The following is a 17,426-nucleotide window of genomic DNA, read 5'->3' on the forward strand; positions in this document are numbered from 1 at the left end:
CAATAGATGTTCTTCAGTAGCGCCCAGTGACTGAATGCGCAGATGCTGAACCATCAGCGTGCCAGTCTGACCTCGCAGGGCTTCGATCACCGACACTTTGGCCCCGTAGGCCTCATAGTTGAGCACCAGCTTGCTCGGAGGCAACGTCGCCCGCTGGGCATAGTCAATCAAGCCTTGCGCGAGTGGGTGCGCCATGCGGTAGATGTGCGCATCTTCGCTCCGACGCGGCAGTTCGTAACGGCCCAATGGAATCGTGGTCGCGTTTCCGTCCTGCACGCCGTCGGGCAAGCTGCTGAGTTGAAAACCCGTATCGTCTTCATCAAAGCTGGCGTGCCCGTTGAGAGCGGCACGCGTGAAGCGCATCAACAGGCGTTCCAGCCTGCCGAGCGAGGCACGGGCATCCATGTTGCGCAGGCGCAGCCGCTCCTGCACGTCTTCGTCGAAGTTTTCCAGCAGCACCTTGCGGGCGTTGAGCATGGCGTCGGAAATCTCGCCCGCCAGATCGAGTTGCAGTTGCTCGAAGGCGGTATGAATGGCCTCGGGGTGGCGGCAGGTCTGGTATATCTCGGCAATGCGGCGCTCGAAATCGACGCCGGACTCCACGGCACCCAGCACTTCATCGCTGGCCCCGAAGACGCCATCGAATAGCTGGAACTTCTGCGCCAGCAGTTCATAGACGCGCCGGTCGGCGTCGTTGTCCCGGTTCAGGAAGTTGACGACGACAACATCGTACTTCTGGCCGTAGCGGTGACAACGCCCGATACGCTGTTCGATCCTTTGCGGGTTCCACGGCAGGTCATAGTTGATGACCATCGAGCAGAACTGAAGGTTGATGCCCTCCGCGCCGGCCTCGGTGGCGATCATGATGCGGCCCTGCTCTCGGAAGTAGTCGACCAGCGCGGCACGGGTGTCGGCAGTGCGCGAGCCGGATACCCGGCCGGTGCCGGCATGCCGGGCAATCCACTCGGCGTAGATTTCCTTGGCCTTGGCATCGGTGTTGCTGCCGTTGAAAAGCACCACGCCGGAGCCATGTGCGGTGCCTGCCAGAAGCTTGAGCAAGTATTCCTGCGTGCGGCGGGACTCGGTAAAGACGATGGCCTTTTTCGCTGCGCCGAGTTCGTCCAGCTTTTTGAACGCGACATCGAGGGCTTGCAGCAACGCGGTACCCTTGGCGTTCTCCGTGATCGAAATGGCCAGATTGCGGAACGATTCGAGTTCGCCCACTTCGGCCCGGATGGCGGAAATCTCTGCGGCGGTCGATACCTTGGTGCTGGCCTCGACAGCGGTACCCAACTCGTCAGCCAGTTCGTCGAGGGCTTCGTAGTCCTGGTCGAGTTCGCCGGCAAGGTCGGTCGTCGCGGCTTTCTCGTCGAGCGTCTGGCCGAGTCGTTTGATGAGCGTTTCCAGTGCCCCGGCAATGGCGAAGGTCGACGACGCCAGCAGCTTGCGCAGGACCAGCGTTATCAGTTGCCGCTGGCTGTTGGGCAGCGCGTACAACGATGGCCGTTGCAGGAATTCCGAGACATAGTTGTAGAGCGTGGTTTCGTCGGCACCGGGTACGAACTCTTGCAGCATCGGAATGCGCCGGGTGTATTTGACGTAGGCCTCCACCTGTCGGCGCAATGTGCGTTTACAGATCGGAGCAATGCGGTTCTTCAGCGCATCGAAGCCGGCGACATCCTTGAGTTGTCCGAATTGGGCACGGAAGCTATCCAGATCGCCGAACACGCGCTCGTCGACAAAGCTGACCAGTCCGTACAGTTCCAGCAAGGAATTCTGGAGCGGCGTTGCCGTCAGCAAGACCTTGTGCGGCAGTGTCAGTGCATCGCGCAGGAGGCGGGCCGTCTTGTTTTCCGGCTTATAGACGTTGCGCAGGCGGTGTGCTTCGTCGATGACCACCAAGTCCCACGGTACGGACTGCACGTCCTTGGCTTTGACCGCCGCGAACTGATACGAGCAGATGAGTGCCGTGGCGCCGTTGCCTGCGAGGTCGAACGGGTTTGTCGCACCGTTCTTGATGGCCTGCCGGTAGGACTTGGCTTCAAGCAGGCCAGCGGCGATACCGAACTTGTCCGCCAGTTCCTGATGCCACTGCTTGCGCAGGTTGGCTGGGGTAATGACCAGAATGCGGCGCTTGTGCTCGGCCCATTTCTGCGCGATCAGCAAGCCGGCTTCGATGGTTTTGCCGAGACCGACCTCGTCGGCAAGGATGACACCCTTTGACAGCGGGTTGCTCGTGGCGAACAGCGCGGCGTCGATCTGGTGCGGGTTCAAGTCGACTTGAGCATCCAGCAACGCACCGGCAACGCGGTCCATGGAATTGGACGCGGCACGGCGGGTCAATTGATGCGCGAAATACGCTAGCTGGTGCGGGCTGTAGCTCATTGCTTGTCGTTTTTATTCCCTGTATGACGGATAGTACTATGGCGTCGGCCTACCGCCCCCAATGCCCCTCGAAGTCGAAGGAAAGTTGCCGCTGATGCCAGATGGCGAGAAGGTAAGTCGCGTCGCCAATCGGCGCGTAGAGCAGCAGGTAATCCTTGAGGACGTATTCGCGCAGCGCCTCCGGGTCTGATGTCAGCGCCAACAACTTTGCGCGGAGCGTCGCCAAGGCATTGGTGGTCTCGACGGAGCGCGCTTGCCGGGCCAAAAACGGTCTGCCCATTCCCGGAAAACGCTCAAGGTTGGGGATCACCGTATCGAGCAGTTCATCCAGCAAGCCGTCGAAGGCCTGCGGTGCTTCCACTTCGGTCAGGAAAAGCTCGATGCCTTCGAGGTTGCGCTCGAAATTCGCGGTGAATTTGACGACAGGTATTCTTGCCATGCTTGTTGCCGTTCCTCGTCTGTATCCCAGGTTGCTCGGTAAGCATCGACGTAGGACGCCGTCGCTGCCGGGTCAATGTCCCAACAGTGGCGACACAGCCGACGGTAGAGTTCGAGCGCAGGTGCCAAGCCGCAATAGCTGAGCAGGCCATCGAGGGTTTGTTCGACAGGCCGTTTGTCCTGGCTGCGGGTGCGCAACATGGCCTCAACGAGGGGCGCACTCGCGCACCGCCTGTTGATTGATGGCTGCGATTTCGGCGGCAAGCTGCGCGATGCTATCCGGTATCGGATCAACTGCCACGCCAACAGCCCTTGAATACGGTTCCGCGAAACCGGTGATCTCGACCAATTACGCGCTACGCGGACGCTTGAGGGCGGCAGTGGCGCTACGGGCGTCCTTCACCTTGCCAGCCGCAACATCGTCGAGCCCCTTGGAAGCGTCGGCGATCAGCAGCAGGTGAATGCGCTCACGCTCCAACTGGTGGTAGTAGTCCAAACGGTTGGCGTCGATCAGGGCGATGTAACTCTCGCCGTTCTTGGTGATGATCTTCTCGGCGCCGCCCTTGACCTCTTCAGCCAGTTCGGAGAAGTTCGCTCGGGCGTGCGAGAGAGGAATGACGTCGCTTGCGGAAATACCCATGATGGCCTCCTTTGTCGCACACGATGTGCAGTATTTTGTACATCATACGCTTCGACAGTCAGAGGCGAAAGTCGAACCGGATCGGCTCCTTCAGGCGGTTGGCCGGGAAATGACGGAATACAGACGGCCCGCGATATGGCGATCCCGCGCGTCAAAGACATCGAATAGCGGGGTGTCGTCCCTGTAGCGGTTGATCCATTCTTCGTTTGAGAACGCCATCACCAAGTCCGCTTCGCGCTGGAGATGGCCCTATCAAGGGAGGTGGCCCCGACCTGCCACGAAATCGAGAAGCTCGGGATCGCGGTGCGTACATGCTGGCTGAAGTTGATCGAGCAGGCAGGGTTGATGGTGTGTTCGGTGCTCGCCTTCCCGGCCGTTCCCGGTGGCCTGACGAAAATGACGTGACGGCCGATCTCGGTTTCTGGGTCGATGAAGCTCCAATGGGCGAGGAGTCTGGCAATCAGGCGGTCGTCCATGAACGAGTACGGGTCATTTCAACCGGGGGAAGCGGCATGAAACTTTGCAGCACAACGCCAAGAACCACGGCGGCTCTGGCGCGTCTGATGAAACAGGAGCCTGTTGTCGCCGAATATGGGAAAATGCCTATTTATCACTAGGTTTAGGCGCGTCTTTCATCCGAAAAGTAGGCAGGCGGTTTCGGCAATGGTCGATGACGGCATCGGCGACGGTATCCGACGTAAGGCAGCGACAACTACCGCACGGATATGGCATCGTGACACTATTGAACGTAATCGCACGCCACTGTGAACGCCAGCTTGGCGCATCCGCCACCGACGAACAGATATCCATTGCTTGGAGAAACACCGAATGAACGAGCAGGAACAGAGGGCCATCCTCACGCTCAGCCTGATGGCGGCATTTGCCGACGGCAGCAAGGACGAGGCCGAGCGCACCGAGCTAAAACGCATCGCCGAAGCGCTGGATGGCGAGGCATCGATCAACTTGGCGGCACTCTATCAGGACGTGCTCCTCAAACGGGTATCGATGTCCTCGGCCGCGGCGATGCTGAGTTCACCGGAAGCCCGCCAGCTGGCTTTTGAAATGGCCGTTTGCGTATGCGACGCCGACGGCGTTCAATCGGGGCCCGAACAGGCTTTTCTCGCCGATCTGCGCCGCGCGCTGGCGCTCGACGCCGAGCAGTCGGCCGCCTATTCCCGACAGGCGGAAGCCATCGCCTCCTTGCCGGTCGCCGCTTCGCCGGGCGAGAGCGCGCCGTCGATACCGGCCAGTGGCTATGCGTCTACGATGAGCGACGCGGAGATCGACAAGCTGATCCTGAATGCCGCGATCCTCAATGGAGCGCTCGAACTGCTTCCCGAATCGCTGTCGACGATGGCGATCATCCCGCTGCAGATGAAGCTCGTCTATCGCATCGGCAAGTCCTACGGTTTCGAGCTCGATCGCGGTCACATCAAGGATTTCCTGGCCACGCTCGGCGTCGGCCTGACTTCGCAGTACCTCGAACAGGCCGGGCGCAAACTACTCGGCGGCTTGCTCGGCAAGCTCGGCGGCGGTCTGCTCGGCGGTCTCGGCAAGCAGGCGGTGAGTTCGGGCATGAGTTTCGCCAGCACTTACGCGCTCGGTCATGTCGCTCGGCGCTACTATGCCTCGGGTCGCAGCTTCTCGGCACCGATGCTGCGCGAGAGCTTCGACAGCGTGCTCGGCGAAGCGAAAGGTCTGCAGGCGAGGTACTGGCCCGAGATCCAAGCCAAGGCGCGCACGCTGGATACGGCGAAAGTCATCGAAATGGTCAGACAGGGCTGATTTTCTCTCGGCAGCCAAGCACGCTGCCGCATGCGTCGAAGTTGGATTTCCTGTCCGGACGCCTCCGATGTTGACCTTCGATAATCGCTTCCTGCGCGAACTGCCGGGAGACCCCGATCTGCGCAATGAACCGCGGCAGGTCTTCGGGGCCTGCTGGTCGCCGGTCGCGCCGACGCCGGTGGCGGCGCCATCACTGCTCGTCTATTCGCGCGAGATGGCCGCCGAGCTCGGCTTGAACGAGGAGGCGATGGCGGCCCCCGAGTTGCTGGCGGCATTGGCCGGCAATGGCCTTCTGCCGGGCATGGTCAGCTACGCCACTTGTTACGGCGGTCATCAGTTCGGACAGTGGGTCGGACAGTTGGGCGACGGCCGGGCGATCCTGCTTGGCGAAGCGATCAGCCGACAGGGGCAGCGCCTGGAATTGCAGATCAAGGGGGCTGGCCCGACGCCGTATTCGCGGCGGGCTGACGGCAGGGCGGTGCTCCGTTCGTCGATTCGCGAGTTCCTGTGCAGTGAAGCGATGCATCACCTGGGCGTGCCGACGACACGTGCCCTCAGCCTCGTCGGCACCGGAGAAACGGTCGTGCGCGACATGTTCTACGACGGCCACCCGGTCGCTGAACCGGGCGCGGTGGTTTGCCGGGTCGCCCCTTCCTTCACCCGCTTCGGGCATTTCGAGCTGCTCGCGGCGCGTGGCGAGTACGCCTTGCTTCGACGTCTGGTCGATTTCACGATCGCGCGCGACTTTCCCGAAATGCTGGTCGATGGCCAACCTGAATTGTCCCGGTGGTTCCTCGAAATCTGCCGACGCACCGCCCACCTGATGGTGCATTGGATGCGCGTCGGCTTCGTACACGGCGTGATGAACACCGACAACATGTCGATTCTCGGTTTGACGATCGACTACGGTCCCTATGGCTGGGTGGACAATTTCGATCCCGGCTGGACACCCAACACGACCGACGCGTCGAGTCGGCGCTACTGCTTTGCGCGGCAACCGGCGATCGCGCGCTGGAACCTCGAGCGGCTGGCCGACGCGCTGGCCGGGCTGATGCCCGATCCGGAAGCCTTGGCGGTTGCCATCGAGCACTACGATCACGTCTATGCCAGCGAGTTCTGCCGGGCCTTCGCCGCCAAGCTCGGTTTGCGCGACTGGCGGCATGACGATAGCGATCTGCTCGAGGATCTGTTCGAACTGATGCGGCTCTCGGAAATCGACATGACCGAGTTTTTCCGCAGCCTGGCGCGCCTGGATATCGAAAATCCCTCGCCCGATGTCGTACAAGGCGCTTTCTATCGGGAGGACCTGCGCCGGCGCTTTACCGGCGACCTGGCGCGCTGGCTTATCCGTTACGCGGCTCGCTTGCGACACGATGGGCAGCCGGCGGAACAGCGCGCGGCGCAGATGAACGATTGCAACCCACGCTACGTCCTGCGAAACTATCTGGCGCAGCAGGCGATAGACCTCGCCGAGCGAGGGGATGCGCAAATGATTTACGACCTGCTGGACGTTCTGCGCCGCCCTTATGAGGAACAGGCCGGGCGCCAGGCATTCAGCGCCAAGCGACCCGACTGGGCAAGACACAGAGCAGGTTGTTCGATGCTGTCGTGCAGCTCCTGAGTTTGGCGACCGCTGCTCGCGCTAGAATGTAGTCTCCCGGAACCACCGGTACCGTCGAACAAGGAATTGCCATGCCCTTTACGCCCGACCTGGTCGATGAACTCAACACTCTGATCCATTTTGATCTGGCGAGCACACAGCAGGGAATCAAGATTCACAAGACTGCCAGCCCGGAAATCATCGCCGCAACGCGCCGACTGCACGATAAGGGTTTGCTGACGCAGGTGGACGGCGGCTATCTCACCAGCCTCGGCCGGGATGCGGTGGAACATGTACACGCCGCGCTGACCATCCTCACGTCGCTTCCCCTGGCACGCCCGATCGACGCTTCGTGAACGGAGACATGAGCTGTAGGGGCAACGCCGAGCTGAACAAGCGGGCGTTCCCGGGATGGATGGCCTGTGGCTGGCTATCGGGTTCGGCCGGCCGGGCAATGACAAGGATGCAGGCATGAGCGAGAGCCAATTTCGGTCGGCTGCCGGCGACATCGCGCGGCAGATTGTGGTGACCATCCGGAACACCTTGGTCGCGGCCCCGCCCCGCGGTACGCCAGCGGTCGGGGCCGTCGGCCGGCACGCACCCATACGCTGGCTGCTGCTGTGCCTGCTGCTGGCCGCCGGAACGCTCGTGCACGCGGCAGGCGAAGCGGGACGGCCACGCATTGGTCTGGTGCTCGGCGGTGGTGGTGCCCGCGGTGCGGCACATATCGGCGTCCTCGAGGTGCTCGAGAAAATGCGCGTGCCCGTCGATTGCGTTGCCGGCACCAGCATGGGTGCGCTGGTCGCCGGTGCCTACGCCAGCGGGATGAGCGCCGCGCAGATGCGCGACGCGCTGGCGAAGGCCGACTGGGACGACTTGTTCCAGGATGACCCGGCTTTTTCGCAACAGAATTTCCGCAAGAAGGCGAAAGACCGGCGCTTCCTGCCAGCTTCCGAGACCGGTGTCGGCCCGGATGGCATGCGGTATCAGTCGGGTATTGTCACCGGCCAGAAGATCAAGCTGTTTTTCAATCAATTGGTGCGCGACTATATGGGGGAACGCGAAATTGCCTCGCTCCCGCTACCGCTGTCGATCGTCGCGACCGACATCGTCAGTGGCCAGCGGGTCGTTTTTCGCGAGGGCAGCCTGTCGCGCGCCATGCGGGCCAGCATGTCGGTTCCCGGATTGATGTCGCCGGTAGAAATCGACGGCGAAAAGCTCGTCGACGGCGGCTTGGTCGACAACGTGCCGATCGCTGAGGCACGTTCACGCTGTCAGGCCGATATCGTCATCGCCATCAACGTTGGCTCGCCCTTGCTCAAGGCCGACGAGATCGGCTCGCTGCTCAGCGTGTCGGCGCAAATGGTGAATATTCTGACCGAGCAGAACGTTACGCGCTCGCTGGCAACGCTCAAACCGACCGATATCTACATCAAACCCGATCTCGAAGGCATTACGGCCGGCGACTTCAAACGCACCGCGGAAACAGCGGACCGAGGTGTCACGGCGACCGAGGCGCTGGCCGACCGCCTGCGCCCGCTGGCGATCAGTGACGCCGCCTATACCACCTGGTCGGAGAAAATCCGGTTTGCCAAGCGCGACGCGCCATCCATCGACGATATCGAGATCGTTGGCCTCAAGCGAGTCAACCCGGCAATGGTTTCACGTTACATCGAGCTGGCGTCGGGAGACAAGATCGACCCGGACGTGGTCAGACGCGATCTGCTGCGCGCTTACGGCGATGGCTACTACGAGGGAATCGACTACGCGATGGACAGCACGCTGCGCGGTCGCAACATTCTGCGCGTCTCGCCCATCGAGAAGAGTTGGGGTCCCGACTACCTTCGCTACGGCCTCAACCTGAACACCAACTTCAAAGTCGATTCGACCTATACGCTGCGTCTGGCCTACGACAAGACGTGGCTCAACAGCCTGGGCGGCGAGCTTCTCGCCTTCGCGGAAATCGGCTCACGATCGGGCGTCGGGATCGACTTCTACCAGCCGCTCGAAGACCGTCAGCGTTACTTCGTAGAGACCAACTTCCGGTTGAGCAACAAACTCACCGGTCTTTACGAGAACGACAAGAAACTCGCCGACTACCGGATCATGCAGACTGACGTCCACTTGAGTGGGGGGATCAATCTCGGGTTGCTGGGGCAGCTTCATGCCGGCTGGCAGCAAACCTGGTACCGGGCCCAGGTCGATACGGGATCGCCCTTGTTCCCCGAGGAGTCGAAAAGCTATCACGGCTGGTTTACCGGGCTCGAAGTGGATCAGACCGATCGCCTGTACTTTCCGACCAACGGTTGGTCCACCTCGACACGGTACTTCGCTTCGCAAACCGATGACTACAGCAAACTTACCGCCGAACTGAAGGGCTACGGCAGCGTCGGCGACTGGGTTCTCGCCACCAGGCTTTCCTACCAGGGATCGCCGGTCGGCAAGCTGCCGTACTACGATCTGGGAAGCCTCGGCGGAATGTTGAACATGACGGCTTTTGCCGTCGGCCAGTTGAAGGGCGACGACATGAGTTACGGCCAACTGCGTGCCGAGAAGATCATCGGCCGGCTGCCTCTTGGCTTGCGCGGCGACATGCGCCTCGGCGCTGCGCTGGAAATGGCCAAGATCAGTCGGCCGTTTTCGGAGACCGAGCTGAAAGGCTGGATCAACTCGTCCTCCGTCTACCTCGGAGGCGAGACGCCTCTCGGTCCGATTTATCTGGGCTACGGCTACTCGAGTTCGGGTTCGACCGGCGGCTACTCGAACTTCTACCTGTTCCTGGGAACGCCCTGATCTTCGGCCTCCGCCGTGTTATCAGGGTGCCGACGCCGAGCGTATCGGCGGCGCCGGTCGCCGCGCTTCCTGGCAGAAGCCTCGCGGCGCGGCCGGCCGGCGGCGCCCCCGTGAGTCGCCCGGCGAAGTCGTCGGTGTCAGCGGCCCAAGCTGCTCACCACCTGCGAGAAGGTCTGCGCAATCTCCTCGGTCTGCGCTTCGAGTCCCATCTGGCGCTGGATCCGCGACAGCGAGAAAACGCCGCACAGGATGTGGTGGTCCTCCTCGTCATGGTCCACGACCAGGCAGAACGGCGTCCCGAGTTCTTTGAGGGTGGCGACGACGTTACCCACCCGGGCATGCGCGACATCCCTGAGGTGCAGCACGTCGGCATCATCATGCTTGTTGATCATGACGTCACCGACGACCAGTTCGCCGGGACGGACAGCCATCCGGTGTGCGATGGCCAGTGGTTGGTTGCCGCGGGTGCCGGCCTCGGTGACGATTCCCAGCAACTGTTGCTCGTCGGTCACCAACAGGTAGGGCACGCGGCACAGGGTCATCGCCCGGTTGGCGTCGTCGAGCGAGGCGTTGCGCGAGATGGTGACGGGACTCAGGCGGCGGAAGTCGGTCATCACCTCCAAGGCGGGGGAGTTGGCGTCTACCGGGACGCTTTGCGCGGCTTTCGGGAGATAGCACGGGACGCCTCTCTTGAGCCGGGTCCACGGCAACGGCTTGTAGCGATTCTCGGGCATTTGCTGTTCCCTCCTGTCTGTGGCAAGGCGGGAATTAATACACGGATGCGGCGCCGCTGACAAGCGCGGCGCATCGATGGCAGCCGGATGGCGAGCCCCTCGACCGGTGCGCGAACGGCCAGTTTGCCGGCCCGGCCGGCCGCTGCCGGCAGGCTCCGCCAGGCGACGGCAGAATTGCGTCGCGCGAGTGATGAAGGTAGTATCCATGCCGCGCGCCGTACGATCGTCCATTCATTTTGCGCCCCGGCGTCCAACTCCGGACCGCTCGCTACCTGGTCACGACGGAAAAGAACCGGCTCCGCCTGTTGGCTCGGGTCGACATATCAATAACTTGGCAACATCCTCAACCGTTCCCAGAATGATTTCCCGCCTACTCAAGAAGATTTTCGGCAGCCGCAACGACCGGCTGATCAAGCAGTACTCGCAGGTCGTGCGGAAGATCAACGCGCTGGAAGCATCGATTGGCGCCTTGTCCGATGACGGCCTGCGCGACAAGACGGCCGAGTTCAAGGCCCGCGTGGCCAGTGGCGAAACGCTGGACGCCATACTGCCAGAGGCTTTTGCTGTCGTTCGCGAAGCGAGTAAGCGCAGCCTGGGAATGCGTCATTTCGACGTACAGTTGATCGGCGGCATGGTCCTGCATGATGGAAAGATCGCGGAAATGCGGACCGGCGAGGGCAAGACGCTGGTCGCGACGCTGGCTTCCTATCTCAACGCGTTGTCCGGCAACGGCGTGCACGTGGTGACGGTCAATGATTATCTGGCCAATCGTGACGCCGAGTGGATGGGACGCCTGCATCGCTTTCTCGGCCTGACCGTCGGTGTGAACCTGTCGCAAATGGCGCACGAGGACAAGCAGGCGGCCTACGCCGCCGACATCACCTACGGCACGAACAACGAGTTCGGCTTCGATTACCTGCGCGATAACATGGTCTACTCGGCGAGCGAGCGGGTGCAGCGCAAACTCAGCTTCGCCATCGTCGACGAGGTCGACTCGATCCTGATCGACGAAGCGCGTACGCCGCTGATCATTTCCGGACAGGCCGAGGATCACACGGATCTCTACGTCCGCATGAACAAGGTCGCGCCGCTGCTCAAGCGCTGCGAGGAAGAGAACGGTCCGGGCGATTACTGGGTGGACGAGAAGGGACATCAGATCCTGATGACCGAGAACGGCCACGAACACGCCGAGGAACTGCTCGCCAGCGCCGGACTGCTGCCCGACGGCGGCAGTCTGTACGATGCCAGCAACATTCTCCTGATACACCATCTGTACGCCGCCCTGCGTGCCCACAACCTGTTCCTGAGGGACCAGCAGTACGTCGTACAGAACGGCGAAGTGATCATCGTCGACGAATTCACGGGCCGCCTGATGTCCGGCCGCCGCTGGTCCGATGGCCTGCATCAGGCCGTCGAAGCCAAGGAAGGCGTGCGCATTCAGAACGAGAACCAGACTCTGGCCTCGATCACTTTCCAGAACTACTTCCGCATGTACAGCAAGCTGTCCGGCATGACCGGCACGGCCGATACGGAAGCCTACGAGTTTCAGCAGATCTACGGTCTCGAGACGGTGGTCATCCCGACCAACCAGCCGATGCGGCGGACCGACAACAACGATCAGGTGTTTCGTACCGCCAAGGAAAAGCACGAGGCGATCGTCGCCGATATCCGCGGCTGCCGCGAACGCGGGCAACCGGTGCTCGTCGGCACGACATCGATCGAAAACTCGGAACTCCTGTCGGCGCTGCTCGACCACGAAAAACTGCCGCATCAGGTGCTGAACGCCAAGCAGCATGCGCGTGAGGCCGAAATCGTGCGCGATGCCGGCAGTCCGGGCGTGATCACCATCGCCACCAACATGGCGGGTCGGGGTACCGACATCGTGCTCGGCGGCAGCATCGAGAAACAGATCTCGCAGGTCCGCGACGACGAAACTCTTTCCGCTGCCGAAGTCGAGGCGCGTATAGCCGAAATCCGTGCGCAGTGGCAGAAGTTGCACGACCAGGTCGTTGCGGCGGGCGGTTTGCACATCATCGGTTCGGAGCGCCACGAGTCACGCCGGATCGACAACCAATTGCGCGGCCGCTCCGGTCGTCAGGGCGATCCGGGTTCCTCGCGTTTTTACCTCGCGCTCGATGATTCGCTCTTGCGAATATTCGCCGGTGACCGCCTGAAAGCCATCATGGAGCGGCTCAAGATGCCCGAAGGCGAGCCGATCGAGCATCCCTTGGTTTCACGTTCGCTCGAGTCGGCGCAGCGCAAGGTCGAAGCGCGCAACTTCGATATTCGCAAACAACTGCTGGAATACGACGACGTCGCCAACGACCAGCGCAAAGTCATTTACGCGCAGCGCAACGAATTGCTCGAGAGTGACGACATCAGCGAGACCATTGCCGCGATGCGCGAAGGCGTGTTGCACGACATGTTCAGACTGCACGTGCCGGCCGACACGGTTGAGGAGCAGTGGGATCTGCCCGGCCTCGAAACAGCCTTGGCCGCCGAACTGCAGCAACACCTGCCGATCGTCGAGTGGTCGAAGAGCGAGCCGAATCTCAGCGACCAGGAGATGCTCCGACGAATCGTCGATCAAGTTGGCGCCGCGTACGCCGAGAAGGTGGCGCTCGTCGGCGCCGAGAACTTTTATCCGTTCGAGCGCAATGTCATGCTTCAGAGCCTCGATACTCACTGGCGCGAGCATCTGGCGGCTCTCGATCACCTGCGACAGGGGATTCACCTGCGCGGCTACGCGCAGAAGAATCCGAAGCAGGAGTACAAGCGCGAGGCCTTCGAGCTCTTCCAGCGGCTACTCGACAGCGTTCGCGCCGACGTGACCCGCCTCCTGGTCACGGTACAGGTACGCGCCCAGGATGTCGAAGAGAGCGTCCCGCACGCCGAAGTGCAGAATGTCCGCTACCACCACGCCGATTACGACGAGGCCCTGGGACTGGGGAGTGAGGGTGAGGCGGAGACGGCGACGAGCGCACGCAAGCCGATGCCCCATGGCGCCAAGGTTGGGCGCAACGAGCCCTGCCCCTGCGGCTCGGGCAAGAAGTACAAGTTCTGTCACGGCAAGCTGTCCTAGTCGTCGCCTACGCCACGGTGCCGCCGCCTGACCCCGGCTCGCCGCGTAGTTTTTGCTTTCGAGGTTGCCATGCCCGTCAACTACCGCACCCCCGCTCCCGAACAACTTTTTCCGGTGGCGGGCGTCCGCCTCGGGGTTGCCGAGGCGGGGATCCGCAAGCTCGAACGGAGCGACTTGACACTGCTCGCACTCGATGCGGGTTGCCGCGTCGCTGGCGTGTTTACCGCCAATCGTTTCTGCGCGGCCCCAGTCAAGGTCTGCCGCCGGCACCTGGAAATCGGCAGTGACATCCGGGCGTTGGTGATCAACACGGGCGTCGCCAATGCGGGTACCGGGAAAGCCGGCTGGCAGGCGGCGACGGAAAGCTGCGCCGCCGTCGGGCGGCTATTGGGGATCGAGGATCGCCAGGTACTTCCCTTCTCGACCGGCGTCATCCTCGAACCCTTGCCGGTCGACCGCCTGATCGCCGGCCTGCCCCGCTGTGCGGCGGACCTCGCGGCCGATCGCTGGCATGCCGCGGCGCACGCCATCATGACCACCGACACTTTGGCCAAGGCCGCTTCCCGGCGCCTCGACGTGGCCGGCAGAACGGTCACCATCACCGGCATCAGCAAGGGGGCGGGAATGATCCGGCCAAACATGGCGACGATGCTTGCCTTCATCGCCACCGATGCCGGTATCGCCGAGCCCTTGTTGCGGGAATTGGTGCAGGAAGCCGCCGAGGAATCCTTCAACGGCATCACCGTCGATGGCGATACCTCGACCAACGATTCGTTCATGCTCATCGCCACCGGACAAGCCGGAATCGACTTCAGCGACGCGACGGCAGCGGGCTATGCCGAACTGCGTGATGCCGTGATCGGCGTCGCCGTCGAACTCGCGCAGGCCATCGTCCGCGACGGCGAGGGGGCCAGCAAGTTCATCTCGATTGTCATCGAAGGCGGTCGTGACCGCCAGGCATGCAAGCGTGTCGGCTACGCGATCGCACACTCGCCGCTCGTCAAGACGGCATTTTTCGCATCTGATCCCAACCTTGGGCGAATCCTCGGCGCGATCGGCAATGCCGACGTGGCCGAGCTCGATGTCGAACGCGTCCGCGTCTGGCTAGCCGGCGCCGGCCGCGAGATCCTGGTGGCCGAGAACGGCGGACGCGCCGCCACTTACCGGGAAGAAGACGGCGCGCTGATCATGCGCGAAAGTGAAATCGGCATCCGTGTCGACCTCGGCTGCGGTAGCGAGACAGCTCGCGTCTACACCTGCGATCTATCGTACGACTACGTCCGGATCAACGCCGACTACCGTAGCTAGGCGTCCGCGCTGCCGTCGGATGCTCGGCGTCGGTCGGCGAGCCAGCGAGGCGCGGCGTTTACGCCCGCCGCAAGCGAACCAGCCGGAACCAACCGCCCGCCAGCGCCGGATTGTCGCCTTCGAGCTGCAATAGCGGCGTCTGTGCGAGCAGATCCTCGAGAACCACGTCGAGGCGGGTCGCAACTCGGCGCAGCAAGGGATTGAGCAGGCGGCGCACTGGCGCTCGTTGCCCGGGACGAAGAAATTTGTCGAAAATCAGCACAGTACCGCCGGGAGCCAGGACCCGTGCCGTTTCGCGCAGGCCGGCCAGCGGGTCGGGCAGCACGGCCAGGATCAGGTGCAGTACGGCGTGGTCGAAACTGCCGTCGGCAAAAGGCAGGCGCTGCGAGTCGCCCTGCACCCACTGAACATCCAGATCGCCAGTGCGCAACATGGCCCGGCGAAGCATCGCGTGCGTCAGGTCGATACCGGTGTAGCGGTGGCGCGTCGCCGGCAGCAGCGGTAGATCGAGACCGGTGCCGACACCGTTCAGCAGGATGCGCGCTGGCTCTCTGGGCAAGCCCGCCAGACTGCGAGTTCGCTGACCGCGGCTGGCCGCCGCCAACAGCGCATCGTAGAACGGGGCGATCAGCGTGTAACTGTGCGCGAGATTCAAGTTCGGCGAGTCAATGCAGAACGTGCGGAACGGCCAAGGTGAATTCACGGATCTCGGCGTCGAACTGTTTCCCGTCGATGGCCGTCAGCTGGTAGCTGCCACGCATCGTACCGACCGGCGTGCTGAGCTGGCAGCCACTGGTGTAGGAGAACTTGTCTCCCGGCTGCAGCAGCGGCTGTTGGCCAACGACACCGAGGCCGCGCACCTCGCGTACCTCGCCGCCGGCGTCGGTAATGATCCAGTGGCGCGAGATCAGTTGCGCCGCAACGGTGCCGACATTTTCGATGGTGATCGTGTAGGCGAAAACGTAACTGTCGTTCACCGGATCGGATTGCTCGGCAACATACTGCGGAGCAGCGCTTACCGCGATCTCGTACTTCTTGCTTTCGGCCATTGGCGCTCGATGTCGGGTCGATGGGAAACCGCATTGCACACCAAACCGTGCAGGCTGGCAAGCCTGTCGCGCCAAGGCCTTCTCGAGCCAGCAAACGCATGGCTCCGGCCATGAGGGTGTTTCGCGCTAGAATAGACCCCTTCTCTCACGCGGCCTCCCTCCATGCATGTCATAGCTCCTAGTATCCTGTCGGCCGACTTTGCGAGGCTCGGACAGGAGGTCGTGGATGTCATCGCCGCCGGTGCGGACTGGATCCATTTCGACGTGATGGACAACCACTACGTACCCAACCTGACGATCGGCCCGCTGGTCTGCGCCGCGATCCGTCCGCTGACGCAGGCGCCGATCGACGTACACCTGATGGTCAAACCCGTCGATCGCATCGTTCCCGACTTCGCCCGCGCCGGTGCCAACTTGATCAGCTTCCACCCGGAAGCCTCAGAGCACGTCGACCGGACGCTCGCCCTGATCCGCGAGCACGGTTGTCGAGCCGGTCTTGTCTTCAATCCGGCGACGCCGCTCGAGTTCATGGACTACGTCATGGACAAGCTGGACATCGTCCTTCTGATGAGTGTCAACCCGGGTTTCGGCGGACAGCAGTTCATTCCCTCGACGCTCGCCAAGCTCAGGGCCGCGCGCGCGAGAATCGATGCCTATCGGCAGGTCAGTGGGCGCCGCATCCACTTGGAAGTCGACGGGGGCGTCAAGATCGACAACGTTGCCGCAATCGCGCGCGCCGGGGCCGACGCTTTCGTCGCCGGTTCGGCCGTTTTCGGCGCCGGCCTGGAAAGCGACGCCAATCGCTACGACACGGTGATCGCGGCGCTGCGCGCCCAACTGGGAGAACTCTGATGCGCTCGTTGCTCGCCGTGCGTGCTGTTCTGATCGATCTCGATGGCACGCTGCTCGATACGGTGCTCGACCTTCATGCGGCCGCCAACGCCATGCTGCGCGACCTCGGCCGCGAGGAGATCGCCGTGGCGACGATTCGCAGCTTTGTCGGACGCGGCATCCCGAATCTCGTCAAGCGAGTTCTGGCCGGCAAGATGGAGGCGGCCGACAACGCCGCCCCACCGCCGGACGAGGCGCTGAGCAGCTTCAAACGCCATTACGCGGCAGAGAACGGTCGTCGTGCGGCGCTCTTCCCGGGAGTCGTCGAAGGCCTTGAGGCATTCCGGGCGATGGGTTTGCCGCTCGGCGTCATCACCAACAAGGCCGAAGCTTTTACCCTGCCGTTGATCGAGCGTACGGGTCTGGCGCCATATTTCGGAGTCGTCGTCAGCGGAGACCTGTTGCCAAGACCGAAGCCCGATCCGATGCCCCTCCTTTGGGCCAGTGGGCGGCTCGGCATTTCGCCCGCCAACGTGCTCATGATCGGCGACTCGGTGCACGATTGGCATGCCGGACGGTCCGCCGGTTGCCGGGTTTTCCTGGTGCCTTACGGCTACAACGAGGGGCGTGATGTCCACGAGCTGGATTGCGATGGTATAGTCTCGACCCTCGCCGAGGCCGCCCAGCGCATCGCCCAGGAATGACGGCCGCCGGTGGCCGGCGCACACTTAGGTAGAGGCAGCGGCCCCCCTGGCATGGGCGCGCCTTTGCTCTGCCGCGC

The 17,426-nt window shown here is 62.6% G+C and carries 16 protein-coding genes; 10 read left to right on the forward strand and 6 right to left on the reverse strand.

Annotation, left to right across the window (positions count from 1 at the left end; genetic code table 11):
- The 3 genes from Q1M07_RS02520 to Q1M07_RS02530 all read right to left on the reverse strand — a co-directional run.
- Positions 1-2,385 (reverse strand): SNF2-related protein (locus tag Q1M07_RS02520; protein ID WP_366983892.1); only part of this gene is annotated, 2,385 nt, incomplete at its 3' end.
- Between the two features lie 49 nt (positions 2,386-2,434).
- A complete protein-coding gene (locus Q1M07_RS02525; RefSeq protein ID WP_300450246.1) occupies positions 2,435-2,824 on the reverse strand; it encodes a type II toxin-antitoxin system RelE/ParE family toxin in 390 nt (129 codons plus the stop codon).
- 348 nt (positions 2,825-3,172) lie between these two features.
- The gene (locus Q1M07_RS02530) at positions 3,173-3,463 is read right to left on the reverse strand and encodes a type II toxin-antitoxin system Phd/YefM family antitoxin (protein WP_300450249.1); all 291 of its coding nucleotides are present in this window, start codon (positions 3,461-3,463) and stop codon (positions 3,173-3,175) included.
- Positions 3,464-3,706: 243 nt separating this feature from the next.
- Here Q1M07_RS02530 and Q1M07_RS02535 point away from each other — a divergent pair, with 243 nt between their 5' ends.
- The 6 genes from Q1M07_RS02535 (at position 3,707) to Q1M07_RS02560 (ending at position 9,641) form a co-directional block, all read left to right on the forward strand.
- Positions 3,707-3,868 (forward strand): hypothetical protein, encoded by a 162-nt coding sequence (locus Q1M07_RS02535; protein WP_300450252.1) that lies wholly within the window; start codon positions 3,707-3,709, stop codon positions 3,866-3,868.
- A complete protein-coding gene (locus Q1M07_RS02540) occupies positions 3,865-4,080 on the forward strand; it encodes a hypothetical protein (protein WP_300450255.1) in 216 nt (71 codons plus the stop codon). Before Q1M07_RS02535 ends, Q1M07_RS02540 begins: the two co-directional genes overlap by 4 nt.
- Positions 4,081-4,291: 211 nt before the next feature.
- Positions 4,292-5,248 carry a DUF533 domain-containing protein gene (locus Q1M07_RS02545; RefSeq protein WP_300450258.1) on the forward strand — a complete coding sequence of 319 codons (957 nt, stop codon included), beginning with the start codon at positions 4,292-4,294 and terminating at the stop codon, positions 5,246-5,248.
- A gap of 67 nt (positions 5,249-5,315) precedes the next feature.
- Entirely contained in the window at positions 5,316-6,869 is a 1,554-nt protein-coding gene (locus tag Q1M07_RS02550; RefSeq protein ID WP_300450261.1) for a protein adenylyltransferase SelO family protein, read from the forward strand.
- Between the two features lie 71 nt (positions 6,870-6,940).
- Entirely contained in the window at positions 6,941-7,204 is a 264-nt protein-coding gene (locus tag Q1M07_RS02555) for a TIGR02647 family protein (RefSeq protein WP_300450265.1), read from the forward strand.
- Positions 7,205-7,319: 115 nt separating this feature from the next.
- Positions 7,320-9,641, forward strand: coding sequence for a patatin-like phospholipase family protein (locus Q1M07_RS02560; protein WP_300450268.1), 2,322 nt, complete (start codon positions 7,320-7,322; stop codon positions 9,639-9,641).
- A 137-nt stretch (positions 9,642-9,778) separates the two neighbouring features.
- Here Q1M07_RS02560 and Q1M07_RS02565 read toward each other — a convergent pair whose 3' ends face one another.
- Positions 9,779-10,375, reverse strand: a complete 597-nt coding sequence (locus tag Q1M07_RS02565) for a CBS domain-containing protein (protein WP_300450271.1) — start codon at positions 10,373-10,375, stop codon at positions 9,779-9,781.
- Positions 10,376-10,733: 358 nt separating this feature from the next.
- On the opposite strand from Q1M07_RS02565, the gene secA reads away from it, so the two are divergent.
- A complete protein-coding gene (secA, locus tag Q1M07_RS02570; protein ID WP_300450274.1) occupies positions 10,734-13,457 on the forward strand; it encodes a preprotein translocase subunit SecA in 2,724 nt (907 codons plus the stop codon).
- A gap of 69 nt (positions 13,458-13,526) precedes the next feature.
- The gene (argJ, locus tag Q1M07_RS02575) at positions 13,527-14,765 is read left to right on the forward strand and encodes a bifunctional glutamate N-acetyltransferase/amino-acid acetyltransferase ArgJ (RefSeq protein ID WP_300450277.1); all 1,239 of its coding nucleotides are present in this window, start codon (positions 13,527-13,529) and stop codon (positions 14,763-14,765) included.
- A 58-nt stretch (positions 14,766-14,823) separates the two neighbouring features.
- Here argJ and Q1M07_RS02580 read toward each other — a convergent pair whose 3' ends face one another.
- Both Q1M07_RS02580 and apaG read right to left on the reverse strand, forming a co-directional pair.
- Entirely contained in the window at positions 14,824-15,420 is a 597-nt protein-coding gene (locus tag Q1M07_RS02580; RefSeq protein ID WP_300450280.1) for a class I SAM-dependent methyltransferase, read from the reverse strand.
- A gap of 10 nt (positions 15,421-15,430) precedes the next feature.
- Positions 15,431-15,814, reverse strand: coding sequence for a Co2+/Mg2+ efflux protein ApaG (gene apaG / locus Q1M07_RS02585; protein WP_300450283.1), 384 nt, complete (start codon positions 15,812-15,814; stop codon positions 15,431-15,433).
- A 162-nt stretch (positions 15,815-15,976) separates the two neighbouring features.
- Here apaG and rpe point away from each other — a divergent pair, with 162 nt between their 5' ends.
- Both rpe and Q1M07_RS02595 read left to right on the forward strand, forming a co-directional pair.
- Positions 15,977-16,666 (forward strand): ribulose-phosphate 3-epimerase, encoded by a 690-nt coding sequence (gene rpe, locus Q1M07_RS02590; RefSeq protein ID WP_300450286.1) that lies wholly within the window; start codon positions 15,977-15,979, stop codon positions 16,664-16,666.
- Between the two features lie 8 nt (positions 16,667-16,674).
- Positions 16,675-17,349, forward strand: coding sequence for a phosphoglycolate phosphatase (locus Q1M07_RS02595; protein ID WP_300450517.1), 675 nt, complete (start codon positions 16,675-16,677; stop codon positions 17,347-17,349).
- Positions 17,350-17,426: the final 77 nt, after the last annotated feature.

The sequence above is a fragment of the Accumulibacter sp. genome, assembly GCF_029255285.1.
Taxonomy (GTDB): Bacteria; Pseudomonadota; Gammaproteobacteria; order Burkholderiales; family Rhodocyclaceae; genus Accumulibacter.